Here is a 15225-nt window from a genome sequence, read left to right on the forward strand (position 1 = left end):
TCAGGGATGTCAATTGATTGACCAAGGCCTGTCGGTCGCCTCTATGTCGTTCCAAATCCTCGGCGGCAAAAGGAAGGTCCGTTGAGATATATTTCGAGAAAATGTCACGGGCAGCCGTGGCATCCGGTCGCCCCACTTTGACCTTGACGTCCAATCGACCGGCGCGAAGCACCGCGGGATCGATCAAATCCTGGCGGTTGCTGGCCCCAATGACGATGACGTTACGCAATCGCTCGACCCCATCAATCTCAGAGAGAAATTGCGGAACGATCGTCGATTCGATATCCGAGGACACGCCTGTCCCACGGGTTCTGAAGAGCGCATCCATCTCATCGAAAAACACGATCACCGGATGACCGTCGTCTGCCCGTTCTTTCGCCTTCTTAAACACTTCACGGACCTGACGCTCCGATTCCCCGACGTACTTATTGAGCAATTCAGGGCCCTTCACATGGAGAAAGTAGCTCCGAATTTCCTTGCCTGCCCGATGGCCTAATTTCTTGGCGATCGAATTGGCGACGGCTTTGGCGATCAGCGTCTTTCCACAACCGGGTGGGCCATAGAGTAGAACCCCTTTCGGTGCGCTGAGCTTATACTCGGAGAATACCTGTGGATGCAGAAACGGAAGTTCGACGGCATCGCGTACCTGCTCCAATTCTTTCTGGAGGCCTCCGATGTGTTCATAATCAACATCCGGAACCTCTTCCAACACGAGTTCTTCCGCTTCGGACTTCGGCAGCTTCTCAATGACATACCCCGAGCGAGGATCATACAACAAGTGATCCCCCACGCTCAGCCGTTCAGCGAGCAACGGGTCGCCGAGCTCGGCCACCTTCTCCTCATCGAAATGGAGCGTGACCAATGCTCGCGCCCCTTCCAAGACGTCTTTGAGTCGAACCACCTCTCCCTGACTGTCGAACCCCTTGACCTCGATCACGTTGAGCGCTTCATTCAGGACGACTTCCCGTCCCTTCTGCAACTCATTGCGCTTGATCGAGGGATGAAGGCTGACCTTCATTTTCCGTCCCGACACATAAACATTTCCGGTCCCGTCCGCATTCATACTGGAGAAAATGGCATACGCCGACGGCGGCGCTGTCAATTTTTCCACCTCGGTACGCAGCGCCTCGATTTGGGCCTTCGCTTCCTGCAGCGTGGCCACGAGTCTTTCGTTTTGCTTATTGGCTTGATCGAGTTGGTAGCGCGATTGGTAGAGTCGACGGATTTCTTCCTCCATCGACTGGATCTGAACACGAAGCTTGTCCATCTCGCGCGCATGTTCGTCGTTCTTGTGAATCATCTCTCCATTCCCCTCAGACAGCCGCTTCGTAATCTTCTTGACAGAATCTCGGAGGGACCGGAGTCGATTTGGCTGGCCCTTATTTTCCGCCATATCCGGACGACACGAATAGTTCGTGACATCGAGCGTACGCGCGAATAATCTGGTGATCGGATTCTAACACCCGACCTAGGGGTGGTCAACTCCAACGGACGATCTTGCGCGAGACTTATCCCCGTTGTGCCAGGCCGTATCACGTCTCCAGAGCCTGTGTAAACTCTCGGACGGCTTCGCCGATGTCGTCCCGAGTCAACAGCGCTCCGATCACGGCAACTCCGTGAGCACCGGCTCGACGAACGTCCCGCACTCGTTCGCAGGTGATCCCTCCAATGGCAAGAACGGGGATGGCCGATCGGCGGCAGACATCGGCCAGCATATTGAGCCCAAGCGGGGGCCCGAACGAGCGCTTCGACGGAGTCTCAAAAATGGGACCAAACACGACATAATCGGCACCGCTCTGATTCGCGCATCGCACATCCTCCACCGAGTGCGTGGAGACCCCAATCAATCGATCTGGTCCGATCATCTGTCGCACAGGAAGAGGAGGCAGACTGTCGGATCGAAGATGCACGCCGTCCAAATTCAGCGCCATCATCAGATCGACGCGATCATTGACGATCAACGACACCAATCCAGGTGTTGCCAGCGTTTGGATTTTTTGTGCCAACGACAGTAAGTCGCTCGTGCACAGATCACGTTCCCTCAGCTGAATAGCCGGTACGCCGGCCTTGATCGCGTCATTCAGGGCCGTTGCAAGAGGACGTCCGTGAGTCTGGTGACGATCTGTCACCAGAAGCAACCGAAAGTCTACCGGCGGCATCGGTGGGAGGCTGAAACCGAATTGCCGAACCTTGGAGAATAGGCGTGAAGGCCGTTCACGTTGTTCTTCTCTAGCTGACGAAACTCACAAGTCATCACTTAGCAGTCAAAACTACTTCAGAGCATCCCTTCGATCGGGCTACTCGCCGTCGCGTAGAGCTTTCGAGGAATGCGGCCGGCCTTGTAAGCCAGACGCCCAGCATGAACCGCATATTTCATCGCTTCCGCCATGGCAAGCGGGTCCCGCGCGCCCGCAATGGCCGTATTCATGAGCACCGCGTCGGCGCCGTACTCCATCGCCAAAGCTGCGTCCGACGCGGTTCCGACACCAGCATCGACGATAATCGGCACCTTGACGGTTTCCATGATGATTTTCAGATTGTACGGATTCCGAATCCCGAGCCCAGACCCAATGGGCGCAGCTAAGGGCATGACCGCCGGACATCCGATATCCACGAGCTTCTTCGCGACAATCGGATCATCATTCGTGTACGGAAGGACGATAAATCCTTCCTTAATGAGGATCTTGGCCGCTTCGATCAAACCGGCCGTATCCGGAAACAGGGTCCTTTCATCGCCGAGCACTTCCAATTTCACCAAATCGGAAACACCGGCCGCGCGAGCCAAACGCGAGTACCGCACCGCATCCTCCACGGTATAGCATCCGGCCGTATTGGGCAGAATCGTGTATTTCTTCGGGTCGATGTAATCGAGCAGATTGTCTTTCGAGCGATCGGTGATATTCACTCGCCGAACTGCGACCGTCACCACATCGGCGCCGGACGCTTCAATGGCCTTTTGCGTCTCAACAAAGTCTTTGTACTTTCCTGTTCCGACCCATAGCCGAGACTTGAATTCCCGCCCCGCTATCACTAGTCGATCATCCGTCATGGTATCCTCTTAGAATGACCCACCGCCGATAAACCCGAGAATCTCGACCCGATCCCCATCTTTGAGCGGCCGCTGGCCAAATGCAGCCCGATCGAGGATTTCAAGATTCAGCTCTACAGCCACCCGCTCCGTTTGAATGTCAAGGTCTTGCAACAGATCAGCGATCGTTGCACCACTCCGCCAGGCCCGTGCCTGTCCGTTCACGTGGATCTGAATTGCATCCTGCACGCCTGTCATCCTATGGGACCGGAATTCACCTTGTCAACAAAGTGTCCCTTGCCTGAAAGGCCAAAGAAACCGCACAATACAGGCCCAAGGTCCGGCGTATGAAGGAGAATAATCAACGACTGGCCGCCCTCTTTCGATCGATAGCAGATCTCCTCTCAGCTCAACGGGCGAATCCTTATCGAGTAAGGGCCTATCGCCGGGCTGCGGATGCGCTGCTTGCCATCGACGAAGATGTAGCAGCCGTGGCGGAGCGGCAGGATCTGGAGGCTATCGACGGGATTGGAACCGATCTGGCGAAAAAGATCGAAGAGTTCCTTGAGACCGGAACCATCCGCGCCTACGAAGAGCTTCAGACTCCGCTCCCGGCAGAGGTCAGCAGTTGGACAACTCTTCCGGGTCTCTCCAAATCACTCGTGACCTATTTGTACTTCCGACTCGGCATCAGGACGCTCCCCGATCTCGATCAGCTCATTCGATCTCATCTGCTTCGAACTCTGCCGAGCTTCTCCGGATCAGAGGAACTTTTGCTGCAGGCTGTCCGACAACGGATCCAAAATGACAAGCCTTAGGAACTCTTGAGTTCCTTGAAGATCTTCCAGCTCTTCAGCAATTCCACTGCCTTCTGCAGCTGGACATCCTGCTCAAGCGAGAGTTCCCCTCCCGCTTCAGCCGGTAACGACTGTGGACCCGTTCCGTTCTTCGGACTTCCCTCATCGGGAGACTTCCCAGTCGGCGGTGACCCTTCTTTTCCGGTCGGCGGTTTGACGGCCTTCCCCTCCTGGTCCTTTTCAGCCGGCTTTCCGTCAGGCGCCTTGGCAAGCACCGGCAGGGACAGCTTCACCACAATATCCGGAATAATCCCGGTCGACTGGATCGACCGACCTTTCGGCGTATAGTACTTCGCAGTCGTGAGGCGAAGCCCCGAACCATCGCCTAAGGCCAAGATCGTCTGCACCGACCCTTTTCCGAACGAGGTCGTCCCAACCACGACGGCCCGCCCCCAATCTTGCAACGCTCCGGCTACGATCTCCGACGCACTCGCCGATCCCTCGTTGACGAGAACGATGACCGGGAGATCTTCAAGTTGATCCTTGGATTTCGCGAACCATTCGTCCTTTTTCCCTTCTCGGCTCTTGGTGTACACCACCAGCTTCCCGCTGGGAAGAAATTGCTCGGACACATCGACGGCCGCGGTCAGCAAACCACCAGGGTTGTTTCGTAAATCAAGAATGGTTCCCTGGACCTTCTGCTCCTTGAACTGTCTGATCGCTTTCGAAAGGTCTCGACCGGTCGCTTCCTGGAATTGAGTGAGCCTGACATAGCCGAGGCTGTCGATGACCTTCGATTTCACACTTTCAATCTTGATGGTGTCCCGAACGAGAGTGAACACCAAGGGATCCGCTGTCCCATCCCGTTGAATGGTGAGGTTGACCTTACTGCCTTTCGGCCCTCGCATCTTCTGGACGGCATCCATCAACGTCAGGTCCTTCGTGGTGTCGTCGTTGACTTTAATGATGAAATCGCCGGCTTTGATCCCGGCTCGATGCGCGGGTGTGCCTTCGATCGGCGCGATCACGGCCAGACGGTTGTCCTTCACACCGATTTGAATCCCGACTCCGCCGAATTCTCCCCTGGTTTCGACCTGCATCTCCTTATACATTTCCGGAGTCATGTACGCTGAGTGGGGATCGAGCGTCGACAGCATGCCACGAATGGCCCCTTGGATCAGATCCTTCGGCTTCGTCTCGTCGACATAGTGCTTTTGAACCTGATTCAAGACCTCGGAGAAGGTTTTGAGCTCTTCATAGGTTTCACCGGCGTGACCGGTTCGCTCCCAGCCTTTCCCGATGACGACCCCGCAGAGCAGGGCGAGCGCGATCATCGGTCCGACCACCCAAGACTTCCGCCGCGGCTGCTGTTCCATAAGCTTCACATCCCTTCTTTCATACGTTTTCGGACCCTTCGACCCGATCGACACCGACCATGCACATTTTATCGTTTTGCCAGCCAGTGGAGCGGATCGACCGGCTCGGCCCCTTCACGTAACTCGAAGTATAAAGTATTTTCTCCAATCATGCCCGTGTCGCCGGTCTCTCCGATAGGCTGACCTTCGGCAACCTGTTCACCCGCTTTGGCCAGAATCTTGGACGCGTGCGCATACAGTGAGAAAAACCCGTTGGCGTGATCTAAGATTATAACGAGTCCGTATCCTTTCAACCAGTCTGCATAGACGACGTTTCCAGTCATGACGGCATGGATGAAGCTTCCCTCTTCGGTTCGGATTTCGATGCCTTTGCGCTGGACATAGGTGTTGAACGTCGGGTGTTTCTGACGCCCGAAAAACGATACGACTTTGCCTTCGGCCGGCCAAGGTAGCGTGCCTCTCACTCCATGCGCCAAGGGTGAAGCCGTCGGAGGATGCAAGGCCATGGCACGTCTGCGCGTTTCCAACTCATGCAACAGACCATCCACTCGCGAGGCGGAACGCTGCAGTTCTTCGACCGTGCGGTTGTAGGAATCCTTTTCGTGCGTGATCTTCGCCAGATAGACCTTTTTCTCCTTCTGGAGCGCTCGGATGTCGACCAGTTTCTTTTCAATGTTCAGCTTGAAGGCGATCAGTCCGACCCTGGCCTCGCTGCGCTGATGCTCCGCCTGCTCCATCCGCTCCATATCGGCTCGGAATGTCTTCAGCAATTCGTACTCCTTGTGTGAAACGGCAGAGAGGTATTGTCCGCGGCGCTGAAGATTACCGTATGAGTCCGCCGTGAAGAGAACCCTCACACGACCAAACCGTCCTTCCATATACTGCACACGGAGCCGGGCAAGAATGGCCTCACGTCGTGCATCAATGCTGGTTCGCATCACCCCAAGCCGGTCTGTAATCTCTTCGAGTTCCCGATCCTTCCGCCTCAGTTGCTTGCTGATTTCATGGTGATCTTGCCGATGCTGCACCAGTCGTTCATCGAGGGATTGGATGCCCTGCAGAACCGATTCTCGTTTCTTTTCTGCTTCCTCCGCTCGTTTCCGCTTCTCGTCAATCTTGCCCTTCAGCTGATCAAGCGTCCTCCGTTCTCGCTCGATTTTTTCAGAGATCGGATCATTCGCCGCACTGGCGACGGATGTCCACCCTCCTCCTACCGCAAGACACCAGAGTAGGATGGTGAAGGAGATACTCATGCCCGCCCCTCCCCAACACGAAGAAGCGACACCACGCTCCCTGCAAAACCAAGCCCCATCCCCGCCATGACGAGCGCCAGACATACCGAGAGGGGGAAAAACGAGATCATGCCCTCAATCCCACTGAAACGGCCTGTCAATTGGATCTGCTGCCGGAACAGTTCAAACGCCACCTTAAGAATTCCTAACGACAGTGCGCTGCCGCACGCTCCGAGCACAGCTCCTTCGAGGAAATATGGAATCCGGATGAACGTGCGCGTAGCCCCAATCGAACGAAGAATTTCGATCTCCTCCCGTCTAGCCAACAGGGCAAGCCTGATCGTATTCCCGATGATCGTCACTGCGGCTGCGGAGAGGAGGATCCCGACGCCGATCGCAGCCAGTTCGATATATCCGATCAGCTCCGCCAACAAACTGAGCCATTCTTGATTATAGTCGACCTTGGCGACACCTGCCATTGTTTGCACTCGTTCAACCCAGCCTCTCATGGCGTCAGGAGACCGAAAGCTCGGCGCCAGCGTCACCACAAACGAAGCCGGGAGCGGATTCTCGCCAAGCCCTTCGAGTAAGTGGGACTCACCGGGGAATTGAGCTCGAAATTCTCCCAAGGCCTGTTCTTTCGAAATGAAGAACACCTGGGCAACCATGCGATCAGCCTTGAGTTTTCGCTCCAGTTCCTGCACTCTTTCGCCCCGAAGTCGATCCTCCAAATAGACCATGAGCTTGACGTCTTCCTGGAGCGCTCCTGCGGCCTGCCGCAAATTCATATAGAGCAACAAAAATATACCCACACAAGCCAAGGTAAACGCCGTGGTCAGAACGGCAACGATCGTAGTCGTCCGATTAGTGCGCATGTTCGCCCACGCTTCGCGAACGAGATAATAGAGTCGTCTCATAGGCCGACTCCCTGCCCGATCCGCCGCTCCGACAGCAATACCCCTTGCACCAAGGTAATCACCCGACGATTCACGTGATGCAGGACATGAGGATCGTGCGTCGCGACGATCACGGTCGTCCCTCGAGCATTGATCAATTTGAACAACTCCATGATCTCTCTTGTGTGTTCCGGATCAAGATTCCCCGTTGGTTCGTCGGCCAGGAGCACCACCGGCCCGTTGACGATCGCCCGTGCGATGCACACACGCTGCTGTTCTCCCGTGGAGAGACTGTTCGGCAACTGATCTTTGTTGTGATCGACATCGACGGCACGCAACGCCTCCGTGACTTTACGACGAATATCTTTCTCGGACACGCCTTGAGCGAGCAAGGGAAGCGCCACATTGTCGAAGACGGATTTCTTCGGCAAGAGACGAAAGTCTTGAAAGACCGCACCGACCTTCCGTCGAAGATAAGGAATCTCGGTTGGTCTGAGCTTCGTCACATTCCTCCCGTGAACAAAAATCTGTCCTTCGTCCGGCTGCTCCTCACCGAACAGCATGCGCAGCAGCGTAGACTTCCCCGCCCCGCTCGATCCCATGAGAAGGACAAACTCCCCCTTTTCAATCTCGAGCGTGACATCGGACAGAGCGGATTTTCGATCATGCCATTTGGACACGTGGATGAGTTGAATGATGGCATCCATGGAAACCCTTTGGAGAAGGACTAGAACCTGCCGCGTTCTCCGACGTCAAACGCGTTCTGGAGATGTTCGATCTGTCCCTGGTCGGAAGGTCTCCCCTGGACCAACACCACGTCGAATCGGCAGGCCTTATCGGACCAATGCCGTTGGGCTAAGTAGAGAGCAGCCAGTTTTGTCAGCTTTGCCCGCTTGCGATGATTCACCGCGAGCAAAGCACCGCCGAAGGCTTCCGTGGTCCTACCCTTGACTTCGACAAAAACCACAACACCTTGGTCTTCCGCCACGAGGTCCAATTCGCCGAGAGGAGTCCGTACGTTGCGATCGAGAATTCGGTAGCCCTTGGCCAGCAAGAACTGTTCGGCCTGCGTTTCACTGGCTTGGCCGAACTGATGGCGCGGGTCGGAAGTGGCCATCGCTTACTGCTCGAACAATGTGGAGCGCATCAGTCCGTGCGACTTCCTCTTCGTACCGATGATCATCTCTTGCACCGGCGTGAACGTTCGACGATGAATGGAGCACGGACCATGACGCGCCAATCGCTGCAGATGTCCGGTTGTGCCATACCCCTTATGGGAGAGAAAATCGTATTCGGGGAACATGTCATGGTACTTCGCCATGAGACGATCCCTCGTGACCTTGGCGATGATGGAGGCCGCCGCAATCGAGAGGGAGAGGGAGTCTCCCTTGATAATCGGCCGTACAGAGATTCTGACTCCAGGAAGAGTGACGGCATCTATGAGTAGATAATCAGGAGGAGGAGCCAGCTGATCGATGGCTCGCCGCATCGCTAGCCTGGTCGCTTCGAGAATATTGAGCCGATCGATCTCCCCGGCGTCCGCTGATCCGATTCCCATCCCCACAGCTTGCTCAAGAATCGCGGCATACAATCGATCTCGCCGCCCTTCAGAAAGTTGCTTGGAATCATCGACCCCTGAGAGTCGACATCGGATCGGTAGGACGACAGCGGCGGCGACGACTGGACCGGCTAATGGGCCACGTCCGGCTTCATCGATACCGGCAATTCGACGATACCCGCACAGCCGGGCTTCTAACTCGAACTCTTGGTTGGGTCCACCACACATCCCTTCACCGATCACAGAATCACATTGCCGTGAGGGAACACATGCGCGGAACCGGTCTAGGCCGTCACAGCCTCCTCCTCAGAAGTCGTCGGCTGTGCTGACGGCTTGCTCTCTCCGACAAACTCGCGCTCTTCGACCTTCGCGAACCTCCCCTTCTTGCCTCGCAGATAGTAGAGCTTCGCACGCCGAACACGCCCCTGCCGAACCACATCCACTTTGGAGACGATCGGAGAGTGCACCGGGAAAATCCGTTCGACCCCGACCCCGTACGAAAGTTTTCGGACTGTAAACGTTTCGGTATTCAAACTCCCCTTGCGCGCGATCACGGTTCCTTCATAGACCTGAATACGCTCCTTCTCGCCTTCGACGACTTTGACGTGGACCCTGACGGTATCCCCGATCTCAAATCTCGGCACTGATTTCTTTGTCAACGACCGCTGAATTCGTTCCAACTGATTCATGGACTTAACCCTCCTCCCGGCATGATGGCGGGGTCGTCAAAAGACCTTCGCTCATCAATTCATCCAACAACTGTTGATCTTCCTTCGTGAACATCCGATCTTTCAAAAGATCGGGGCGTCGCAAATACGTGCCGCGCAACGCTTGTTTCCGACGCCACAATCGAATGGCCTCATGATGGCCAGAAAGCAAGACATCGGGCACGCCAATTCCTCCGATTTCTGCCGGCCTCGTGTACTGTGGATACTCCAACAACGCGTCCGAAAACGACTCTTCCAATACGGAACTGGGGTCACCCAGGACGCCGGGAACGAGTCTGGCTGCTGCATCGATCAAGACGAGCGCCGGCAATTCACCTCCGGTCAACACATAATCTCCCAGTGAGACTTCCTCCGGAGCTAATGTCAGACGGACACGCTCATCCACTCCCTCATAGTGCCCGCACAGAATGACGATTCGGCGACGCTCACCCGCCAACTCCTCTGCATAGTCTTGCGTAAAAGTCCGCCCGTGAGGAGTTGGAAACAGCAATCGAATGTCTTCTTCGTTTGCCCGCGCTTCATTTCGAAGCGCAGCCACCGCAAGAAGGATCGGCTCAGCCTTCATGACCATGCCGGCTCCACCTCCATACGGCATATCATCGGCTACTTTGTGGCGATCAGTCGTGAAGTCCCGCAAATTGTGCACCTTCACGGTGAGAAGCCCTTTTCCCTGGCCTCGTTTGAGCATGCTGTGAGCCAGGACCGGGGCGAACATCCCAGGGAACAGTGTCAGAACCTCGAACCTCAACATGCTACTCACCCAATCCGTCGATCAACCGGACAGTCATTTTTCGAGCTGCCAGGTCGACGGTACGAACCAGTTCTTTCGCTGCTGGGATCAAGATCTCTTTGCTCCCCTTGCGAACAACGAACAGCGGATTTCCCGGCAAGTCCCAAATCTCCTCCAACACACCAAGCGGCTGTCCCTCCTCGGAGGAAACAGCAAGACCGATCAGATCACACTCATAGTACTGCCCATCCGGCAACTTGGGCACGGGCCCGCGAATTGTCTGAATGAACCCACCACGCCAGAGACTCGCGTCCTCTGGGCTGGTCAAACCGGTCAATTCAAGAATAAATCGAGCTCCCGCCCGTCTCACATGGGTGACGCTAGTCTCAAGAGTCCGTCCATTTATTGCGACGAGACTCACCGCCCTCAACCCTTCAAATCGACCTGGAACATCGGATAGCGGCAGAACCTTCACTTCCCCCTTGACGCCAAAGGGCCGCTCGATCCGCCCTACGGTCACGGTTTCCAACGGACTCACCGTCACACGAGTCAGGATTTTGCAGGCGTTTGTTTCTGCGCAGCTTTTTCAGCCTCAAACTGCTTCCAGACCCCTGCCCTGCGCAACAACGTCCGCACGGTCACCGTAGGTTGAGCGCCGTGCCTTAGCCAGGTCAGCACCCGTTCCTGCTTCAACTCCGGCACACCGGCTTCTTTCAACGGATCAAAAATCCCAAGGATCTCCAGGAACCGGCCGTCGCGCGCTTTCCGTGAATCAGCGGCCACCACCCGATACATCGGTCGTTTGTGTCTTCCCGTTCGCGCCAGTCTCAAATGTACAGCCACAACTGTCCTCCTTTTACGCTGAATTCGCACTATCGGTCATGATCGCTTATCGAGATCGCATGAGTTGGGCGAGCTGTCGCCGCCCTCCCGCACCGGTCATCGCCTTTGCCAACTTCTTGGCGGACAAGAACTGCTTGATGAGACGGTTCACATCCTGCACCGTGGTGCCGCTGCCACGGGCGATCCGCTTCTTTCGGCTTCCATTGATGATGGTATGATCGCGGCGTTCCCGTGGGGTCATCGAATCGATCACCGCGACCACACGGCCGATCTCTCGCTCAGGCTTGTCACCCTCGATCGCTTGCTTGAGTTTTTGCCCGCCCGGAAGCATGCCGAGAATTTGTTCCAACGAGCCTATCCGGTTCATCTGGCTGAGCTGAGTCCGAAAATCCTCCAGCGTGAACGTATTGCTGGAGAGCCGCTTTTGAGCTTCCTCGGCCTGCTCACGAGTGACGCTTTCTTGGGCTTTCTCAATGAGCGACAGCACGTCGCCCATCCCAAGAATACGGGAAGCCATCCGGTCCGGATGAAACGGCTCTAAAGCATCCAGCTTTTCCCCGACACCAAGAAACTTGATGGGCTTCCCGGTTGCGGCCCGAATCGATAAGACCGCGCCCCCGCGTGCGTCCCCCTCGACCTTGGTGAGTATAATACCGGTCAACCCGACCTTTTGATCGAACTGACCGGCCATGGTGACCGCATCCTGTCCGGTCATCGCATCGGCAACCAACAAGACCTCATGAGGAGACACGGCTGTTTTCACGGCGACAAGTTCGTTCATTAACTCGTCGTCGATATGCAATCGGCCTCCGGTATCAAGGATGATGAGATCAAAACCCTGATCGCGCCCTCGCTCGACCCCGGTACGGCAGATATGCACCACATCCGCTTGAGAAGCCTGAACGTGATCCGCTCGGTGAACCTCCACTCCGAGATCCCGACCAAGAGCGCTCAGTTGCTCGCCGGCCGCAGGACGACGCGGGTCAGCAGCTACCAACAGCGCTCGCTTCCCTTGATTCTTAAACAGACGCGCAAGTTTGCCGCTGGCCGTGGTCTTTCCCACCCCTTGCAATCCGACCATCATCAAGATAGTCGGGGGCTGTGAGCTCAGGGCAAGTCCGGCCCGCTCATTCCCCATCATCGCCCTGAGCTCGTCCCAGACGACTTTGACGACCTGATGTCCGGGAGTCAGACTCTGCAGGACTTCCTGACCGACAGCCTTTTGACGGACGCGATCGATGAACTCCTTGACGATTTTAAAGTTGACGTCTGCTTCAAGAAGCGCAAACCTCACATCTTTCAATGCTTCCGTGATGTTCTGCTCCGTGAGCACACCCTGCCCTCGGAGTTTCTTCAAAATTTTCTCAAACTTATCGCTCAGCGCATCGAGCATGATGCCGTATCACCACAAAGAAAGAGGCCATCGAAGCCTTGCACAAGACCTCCGATCGCCTCGAAAATCCTGGAAAAAGAGTATCGAGGAGTCTATCGGACCAAGCAAGGCAAGTCAAGGTCATCACGAGCCAGTAGTTTTATTGACATGCCGAAAGCCTTCGGATATGGTGCCCTTCAGCCACCCAAAAACCACTGTACGGAAACTCATAAAGAAAGAAGCTCGGTCGCGTGAGAAAATCGCCCTGGGTTTTGCTCATTTTCGTGCTGATCGGAGGGCTCCTTGGCGGGATACTCGGGGAGATTCTCCATGTCATGGCACCTCAAGGCACCATTCAAAACATTTTTGCGACGCATTATAATCCCGGGATCAATCCGCCGCTCACCATCGACCTTGTCTTGATCAAACTCGTCCTCGGATTCAACATTAAGGTTAATATCCTGAGCATCCTCGGGATGTTCATTGGTATCTACCTTTACAAGCACGTCTAAGATTTCGCGTTCAAAGCTTGAAGCCGGAGCGATCGAATTTGATTGCGTAGCTCTGCCGCCCGCTCAAAGGCCAGCTCTTTGGCGGCAGCTTTCATTTCCGACTCCAGCCGTTCGATGAGTTGATCCGTTGATTCTGAATTCTCATATGGCTCGACCGATTCAGCTGCAAGATCCAACCGGACATAGTCCATGTCGGCCACCGCATACTCGAGGGAAGGAATCCCTTTCGTAATACCGACCGGGGTAATCCCATGGACACCGTTATACTCGGCTTGGATCCCACGGCGGCGGCTGGTTTCATCGAGTGCCTGTTTCATCGAATCCGTCACAACATCTCCGTAAAAAATGACCCGGCCTTCGAGATTGCGCGCGGCTCGGCCGGCCGTTTGAATCAACGCTCGGTACGAGCGCAGATAGCCTTCCTTATCAGCGTCAAGAATCGCCACGAGGCTCACTTCGGGGAGATCGAGCCCTTCGCGCAGTAAATTGATCCCGACCAGCACATCAAACGTCCCGCACCGGAGGTCCCGGACGATCTCGGCTCGCTCAAGGGTCTTAATGTCGGAATGCAGATAGCGCACCTTGATTCCCAAGTCGTGGTAATACTCAGTCAAATCCTCCGCCATCCGCTTCGTTAAGGTCGTCACGAGTACCCTGCCACCCTTGGCCACCTCCGAGCGGACCTGCCCGAGGAGATGGTCTACCTGTCCCTTGGCCGGCACGACATCGATGTGGGGGTCCATCAGACCGGTCGGCCGAACGATCTGCTCAACCACATCACGGCCGGCATGCTCCAGCTCGTAGCTGCCGGGGGTTGCGGACACATACAACACCTGATTGAGACAACTCTCGAACTCAGAAAACTTCAACGGACGGTTGTCGACCGCCGACGGGAGTCGAAATCCGTACTCCACCAACGTCCGTTTTCTGGAGTAATCTCCCTCATACATCCCGCCGACTTGGGGAACCGTCGCGTGAGACTCATCGACGATCAATAGAAAATCCTTTGGGAAATAGTCCAACAATGTGGGAGGGGGCTCACCAGGCCTCCGCCCGCTGAGATGACGCGAGTAGTTTTCGATCCCGTGGCAATAACCCATGGCTCGAATCATCTCCAGATCAAACTTGGTACGTTGCTCAAGCCGTTGGGCCTCCAGCAGTCGACCCGTCTTCCTGAACAAGGCCACGCGGTCCTCCAGTTCTTCCTCGATACCGGTGATGGCCCGCTCATAGCGATCCGGAGCAATGAGATAATGGGTGTTCGGATAAATCGCGATCTTGGGAAGCTTGCTCAATGATTTCCCGGTGAGTGGATCGATCTCATGAATGGCATCCACCACGTCTCCGAACAGCTCAATGCGCACCGACTTGGCTTCAGACGAGGCAGGAAAAATCTCGATCACGTCCCCGCGCGCCCGGAACGTCCCACGATGAAAATCCACATCATTGCGTTCGTATTGAATCTCCACCAGTTTCGATAAGATCTTTTCTCGTCTCGTTTCGACGCCTTCCTCCAAATATATGAGCATGTCATGGTAGACCTCCGGTGACCCCAGCCCATAGATACAGGACACCGAGGACACGATCAGCACGTCGTTTCGTTGCAACAGCTCGGTCGTGGCGGAGTGGCGCATCTGATCGATGGTATCGTTGATCGAGGCATCCTTCGCGATATACGTATCGCTCTGAGGGATATAGGCCTCCGGTTGATAGTAATCGTAATAGCTCACGAAATACTCGACAGCGTTATGGGGGAAAAACTGTTTGAACTCTTGATAGAGCTGACCGGCCAACGTTTTGTTGTGGACCAGCACGAGCGTCGGCTTCTGAACTCGCTCGACGAGGTTCGCCATCGTGAAAGTCTTGCCGGACCCAGTGACGCCGAGCAATACCTGATGCTGCTTTCCAGCTTGGATTCCAGCTGTCAGCCGCGCAATGGCTTCCGGTTGATCTCCGCAAGCTTTAAAGGGAGCCTCTAACTTAAAGGGTGGCACGGTCTCCCTCCCGGTGAAACCATGTGGAGCCCCGCGGCGTGATGGCTGCGATTTCTAGTGGTTGTTCGGCAACACCTCGCCGAAGCATGGTTTCCTGCGTAGACTGGTGACTGGAAATCCGGATGGACATCGGTGACTCTTGATATCGCAACCCACAAC

At 55.5% G+C, this 15225-nt stretch carries 18 protein-coding genes; 2 read left to right on the top strand and 16 right to left on the bottom strand.

Features of this window, described 5'->3' with window-relative positions:
- From arc to thiS, 4 genes are all read right to left on the bottom strand, one after another.
- A partial coding sequence (gene arc / locus P0119_18045; GenBank protein MDF0667948.1) for a proteasome ATPase occupies positions 1 to 1300 on the bottom strand: 1300 nt, incomplete at its 3' end.
- A gap of 232 nt (positions 1301 to 1532) precedes the next feature.
- The gene (thiE, locus tag P0119_18050) at positions 1533 to 2129 is read right to left on the bottom strand and encodes a thiamine phosphate synthase (GenBank protein MDF0667949.1); all 597 of its coding nucleotides are present in this window, start codon (positions 2127 to 2129) and stop codon (positions 1533 to 1535) included.
- 146 nt (positions 2130 to 2275) lie between these two features.
- Positions 2276 to 3049 carry a thiazole synthase gene (locus P0119_18055; GenBank protein ID MDF0667950.1) on the bottom strand — a complete coding sequence of 258 codons (774 nt, stop codon included), beginning with the start codon at positions 3047 to 3049 and terminating at the stop codon, positions 2276 to 2278.
- A 9-nt stretch (positions 3050 to 3058) separates the two neighbouring features.
- A complete protein-coding gene (gene thiS, locus P0119_18060) occupies positions 3059 to 3277 on the bottom strand; it encodes a sulfur carrier protein ThiS (GenBank protein MDF0667951.1) in 219 nt (72 codons plus the stop codon).
- A 98-nt stretch (positions 3278 to 3375) separates the two neighbouring features.
- Between thiS and P0119_18065 the strand changes: the two genes are divergently transcribed.
- Positions 3376 to 3846, top strand: a complete 471-nt coding sequence (locus P0119_18065) for a histidinol-phosphatase (GenBank protein MDF0667952.1) — start codon at positions 3376 to 3378, stop codon at positions 3844 to 3846.
- Here the strand turns inward: P0119_18065 and P0119_18070 are convergent.
- The 11 genes from P0119_18070 to ffh form a co-directional block, all read right to left on the bottom strand.
- Complete coding sequence (locus tag P0119_18070) at positions 3843 to 5201, bottom strand: S41 family peptidase (protein ID MDF0667953.1); 1359 nt, start codon at positions 5199 to 5201, stop codon at positions 3843 to 3845. The genes P0119_18065 and P0119_18070 overlap by 4 nt on opposite strands.
- Before the next feature lie 68 nt (positions 5202 to 5269).
- Complete coding sequence (locus P0119_18075; protein MDF0667954.1) at positions 5270 to 6454, bottom strand: peptidoglycan DD-metalloendopeptidase family protein; 1185 nt, start codon at positions 6452 to 6454, stop codon at positions 5270 to 5272.
- Positions 6451 to 7350 carry a permease-like cell division protein FtsX gene (locus P0119_18080; GenBank protein ID MDF0667955.1) on the bottom strand — a complete coding sequence of 300 codons (900 nt, stop codon included), beginning with the start codon at positions 7348 to 7350 and terminating at the stop codon, positions 6451 to 6453. The genes P0119_18075 and P0119_18080 overlap by 4 nt, the downstream gene beginning before the upstream one ends.
- Positions 7347 to 8036: a cell division ATP-binding protein FtsE gene (gene ftsE, locus P0119_18085; GenBank protein ID MDF0667956.1), complete on the bottom strand. Its 690-nt coding sequence runs from the start codon at positions 8034 to 8036 to the stop codon at positions 7347 to 7349. The genes P0119_18080 and ftsE overlap by 4 nt, the downstream gene beginning before the upstream one ends.
- A 20-nt stretch (positions 8037 to 8056) precedes the next feature.
- Positions 8057 to 8446: a YraN family protein gene (locus tag P0119_18090; GenBank protein MDF0667957.1), complete on the bottom strand. Its 390-nt coding sequence runs from the start codon at positions 8444 to 8446 to the stop codon at positions 8057 to 8059.
- A 3-nt stretch (positions 8447 to 8449) separates the two neighbouring features.
- Positions 8450 to 9130 carry a ribonuclease HII gene (locus tag P0119_18095; protein MDF0667958.1) on the bottom strand — a complete coding sequence of 227 codons (681 nt, stop codon included), beginning with the start codon at positions 9128 to 9130 and terminating at the stop codon, positions 8450 to 8452.
- Positions 9131 to 9171: 41 nt separating this feature from the next.
- Positions 9172 to 9576 (bottom strand): 50S ribosomal protein L19, encoded by a 405-nt coding sequence (gene rplS, locus P0119_18100; GenBank protein ID MDF0667959.1) that lies wholly within the window; start codon positions 9574 to 9576, stop codon positions 9172 to 9174.
- 4 nt (positions 9577 to 9580) lie between these two features.
- Positions 9581 to 10366, bottom strand: a complete 786-nt coding sequence (gene trmD, locus P0119_18105) for a tRNA (guanosine(37)-N1)-methyltransferase TrmD (protein ID MDF0667960.1) — start codon at positions 10364 to 10366, stop codon at positions 9581 to 9583.
- A gap of 1 nt (position 10367) precedes the next feature.
- Positions 10368 to 10865, bottom strand: coding sequence for a ribosome maturation factor RimM (gene rimM, locus P0119_18110; protein MDF0667961.1), 498 nt, complete (start codon positions 10863 to 10865; stop codon positions 10368 to 10370).
- Positions 10866 to 10894: 29 nt separating this feature from the next.
- Positions 10895 to 11188 (bottom strand): 30S ribosomal protein S16, encoded by a 294-nt coding sequence (rpsP, locus tag P0119_18115; protein MDF0667962.1) that lies wholly within the window; start codon positions 11186 to 11188, stop codon positions 10895 to 10897.
- 46 nt (positions 11189 to 11234) lie between these two features.
- Positions 11235 to 12581: a signal recognition particle protein gene (gene ffh / locus P0119_18120; protein MDF0667963.1), complete on the bottom strand. Its 1347-nt coding sequence runs from the start codon at positions 12579 to 12581 to the stop codon at positions 11235 to 11237.
- Positions 12582 to 12811: 230 nt separating this feature from the next.
- On the opposite strand from ffh, the gene P0119_18125 reads away from it, so the two are divergent.
- Positions 12812 to 13072: a DUF4321 domain-containing protein gene (locus P0119_18125; GenBank protein MDF0667964.1), complete on the top strand. Its 261-nt coding sequence runs from the start codon at positions 12812 to 12814 to the stop codon at positions 13070 to 13072.
- On the opposite strand, the gene uvrB is transcribed toward P0119_18125, so the two are convergent.
- The gene (gene uvrB / locus P0119_18130) at positions 13069 to 15066 is read right to left on the bottom strand and encodes an excinuclease ABC subunit UvrB (protein ID MDF0667965.1); all 1998 of its coding nucleotides are present in this window, start codon (positions 15064 to 15066) and stop codon (positions 13069 to 13071) included. The genes P0119_18125 and uvrB overlap by 4 nt on opposite strands.
- Positions 15067 to 15225: the final 159 nt, after the last annotated feature.

The organism is Nitrospira sp., from assembly GCA_029194665.1.
Lineage (GTDB): Bacteria > Nitrospirota > Nitrospiria > Nitrospirales > Nitrospiraceae > Nitrospira_D.

Coding starts and splice junctions, on each gene's coding strand:
- P0119_18055 (MDF0667950.1), bottom strand. CDS start 3,049: ATGACGGATGATCGACTAGTGATAGCGGGGCGGGAATTCAAGTCTCGG.
- P0119_18065 (MDF0667952.1), top strand. CDS start 3,376: ATGAAGGAGAATAATCAACGACTGGCCGCCCTCTTTCGATCGATAGCA.
- P0119_18070 (MDF0667953.1), bottom strand. CDS start 5,201: ATGGAACAGCAGCCGCGGCGGAAGTCTTGGGTGGTCGGACCGATGATC.
- P0119_18075 (MDF0667954.1), bottom strand. CDS start 6,454: ATGAGTATCTCCTTCACCATCCTACTCTGGTGTCTTGCGGTAGGAGGA.
- P0119_18080 (MDF0667955.1), bottom strand. CDS start 7,350: ATGAGACGACTCTATTATCTCGTTCGCGAAGCGTGGGCGAACATGCGC.
- ftsE (MDF0667956.1), bottom strand. CDS start 8,036: ATGGATGCCATCATTCAACTCATCCACGTGTCCAAATGGCATGATCGA.
- P0119_18090 (MDF0667957.1), bottom strand. CDS start 8,446: ATGGCCACTTCCGACCCGCGCCATCAGTTCGGCCAAGCCAGTGAAACG.
- rplS (MDF0667959.1), bottom strand. CDS start 9,576: ATGAATCAGTTGGAACGAATTCAGCGGTCGTTGACAAAGAAATCAGTG.
- trmD (MDF0667960.1), bottom strand. CDS start 10,366: ATGTTGAGGTTCGAGGTTCTGACACTGTTCCCTGGGATGTTCGCCCCG.
- ffh (MDF0667963.1), bottom strand. CDS start 12,581: ATGCTCGATGCGCTGAGCGATAAGTTTGAGAAAATTTTGAAGAAACTC.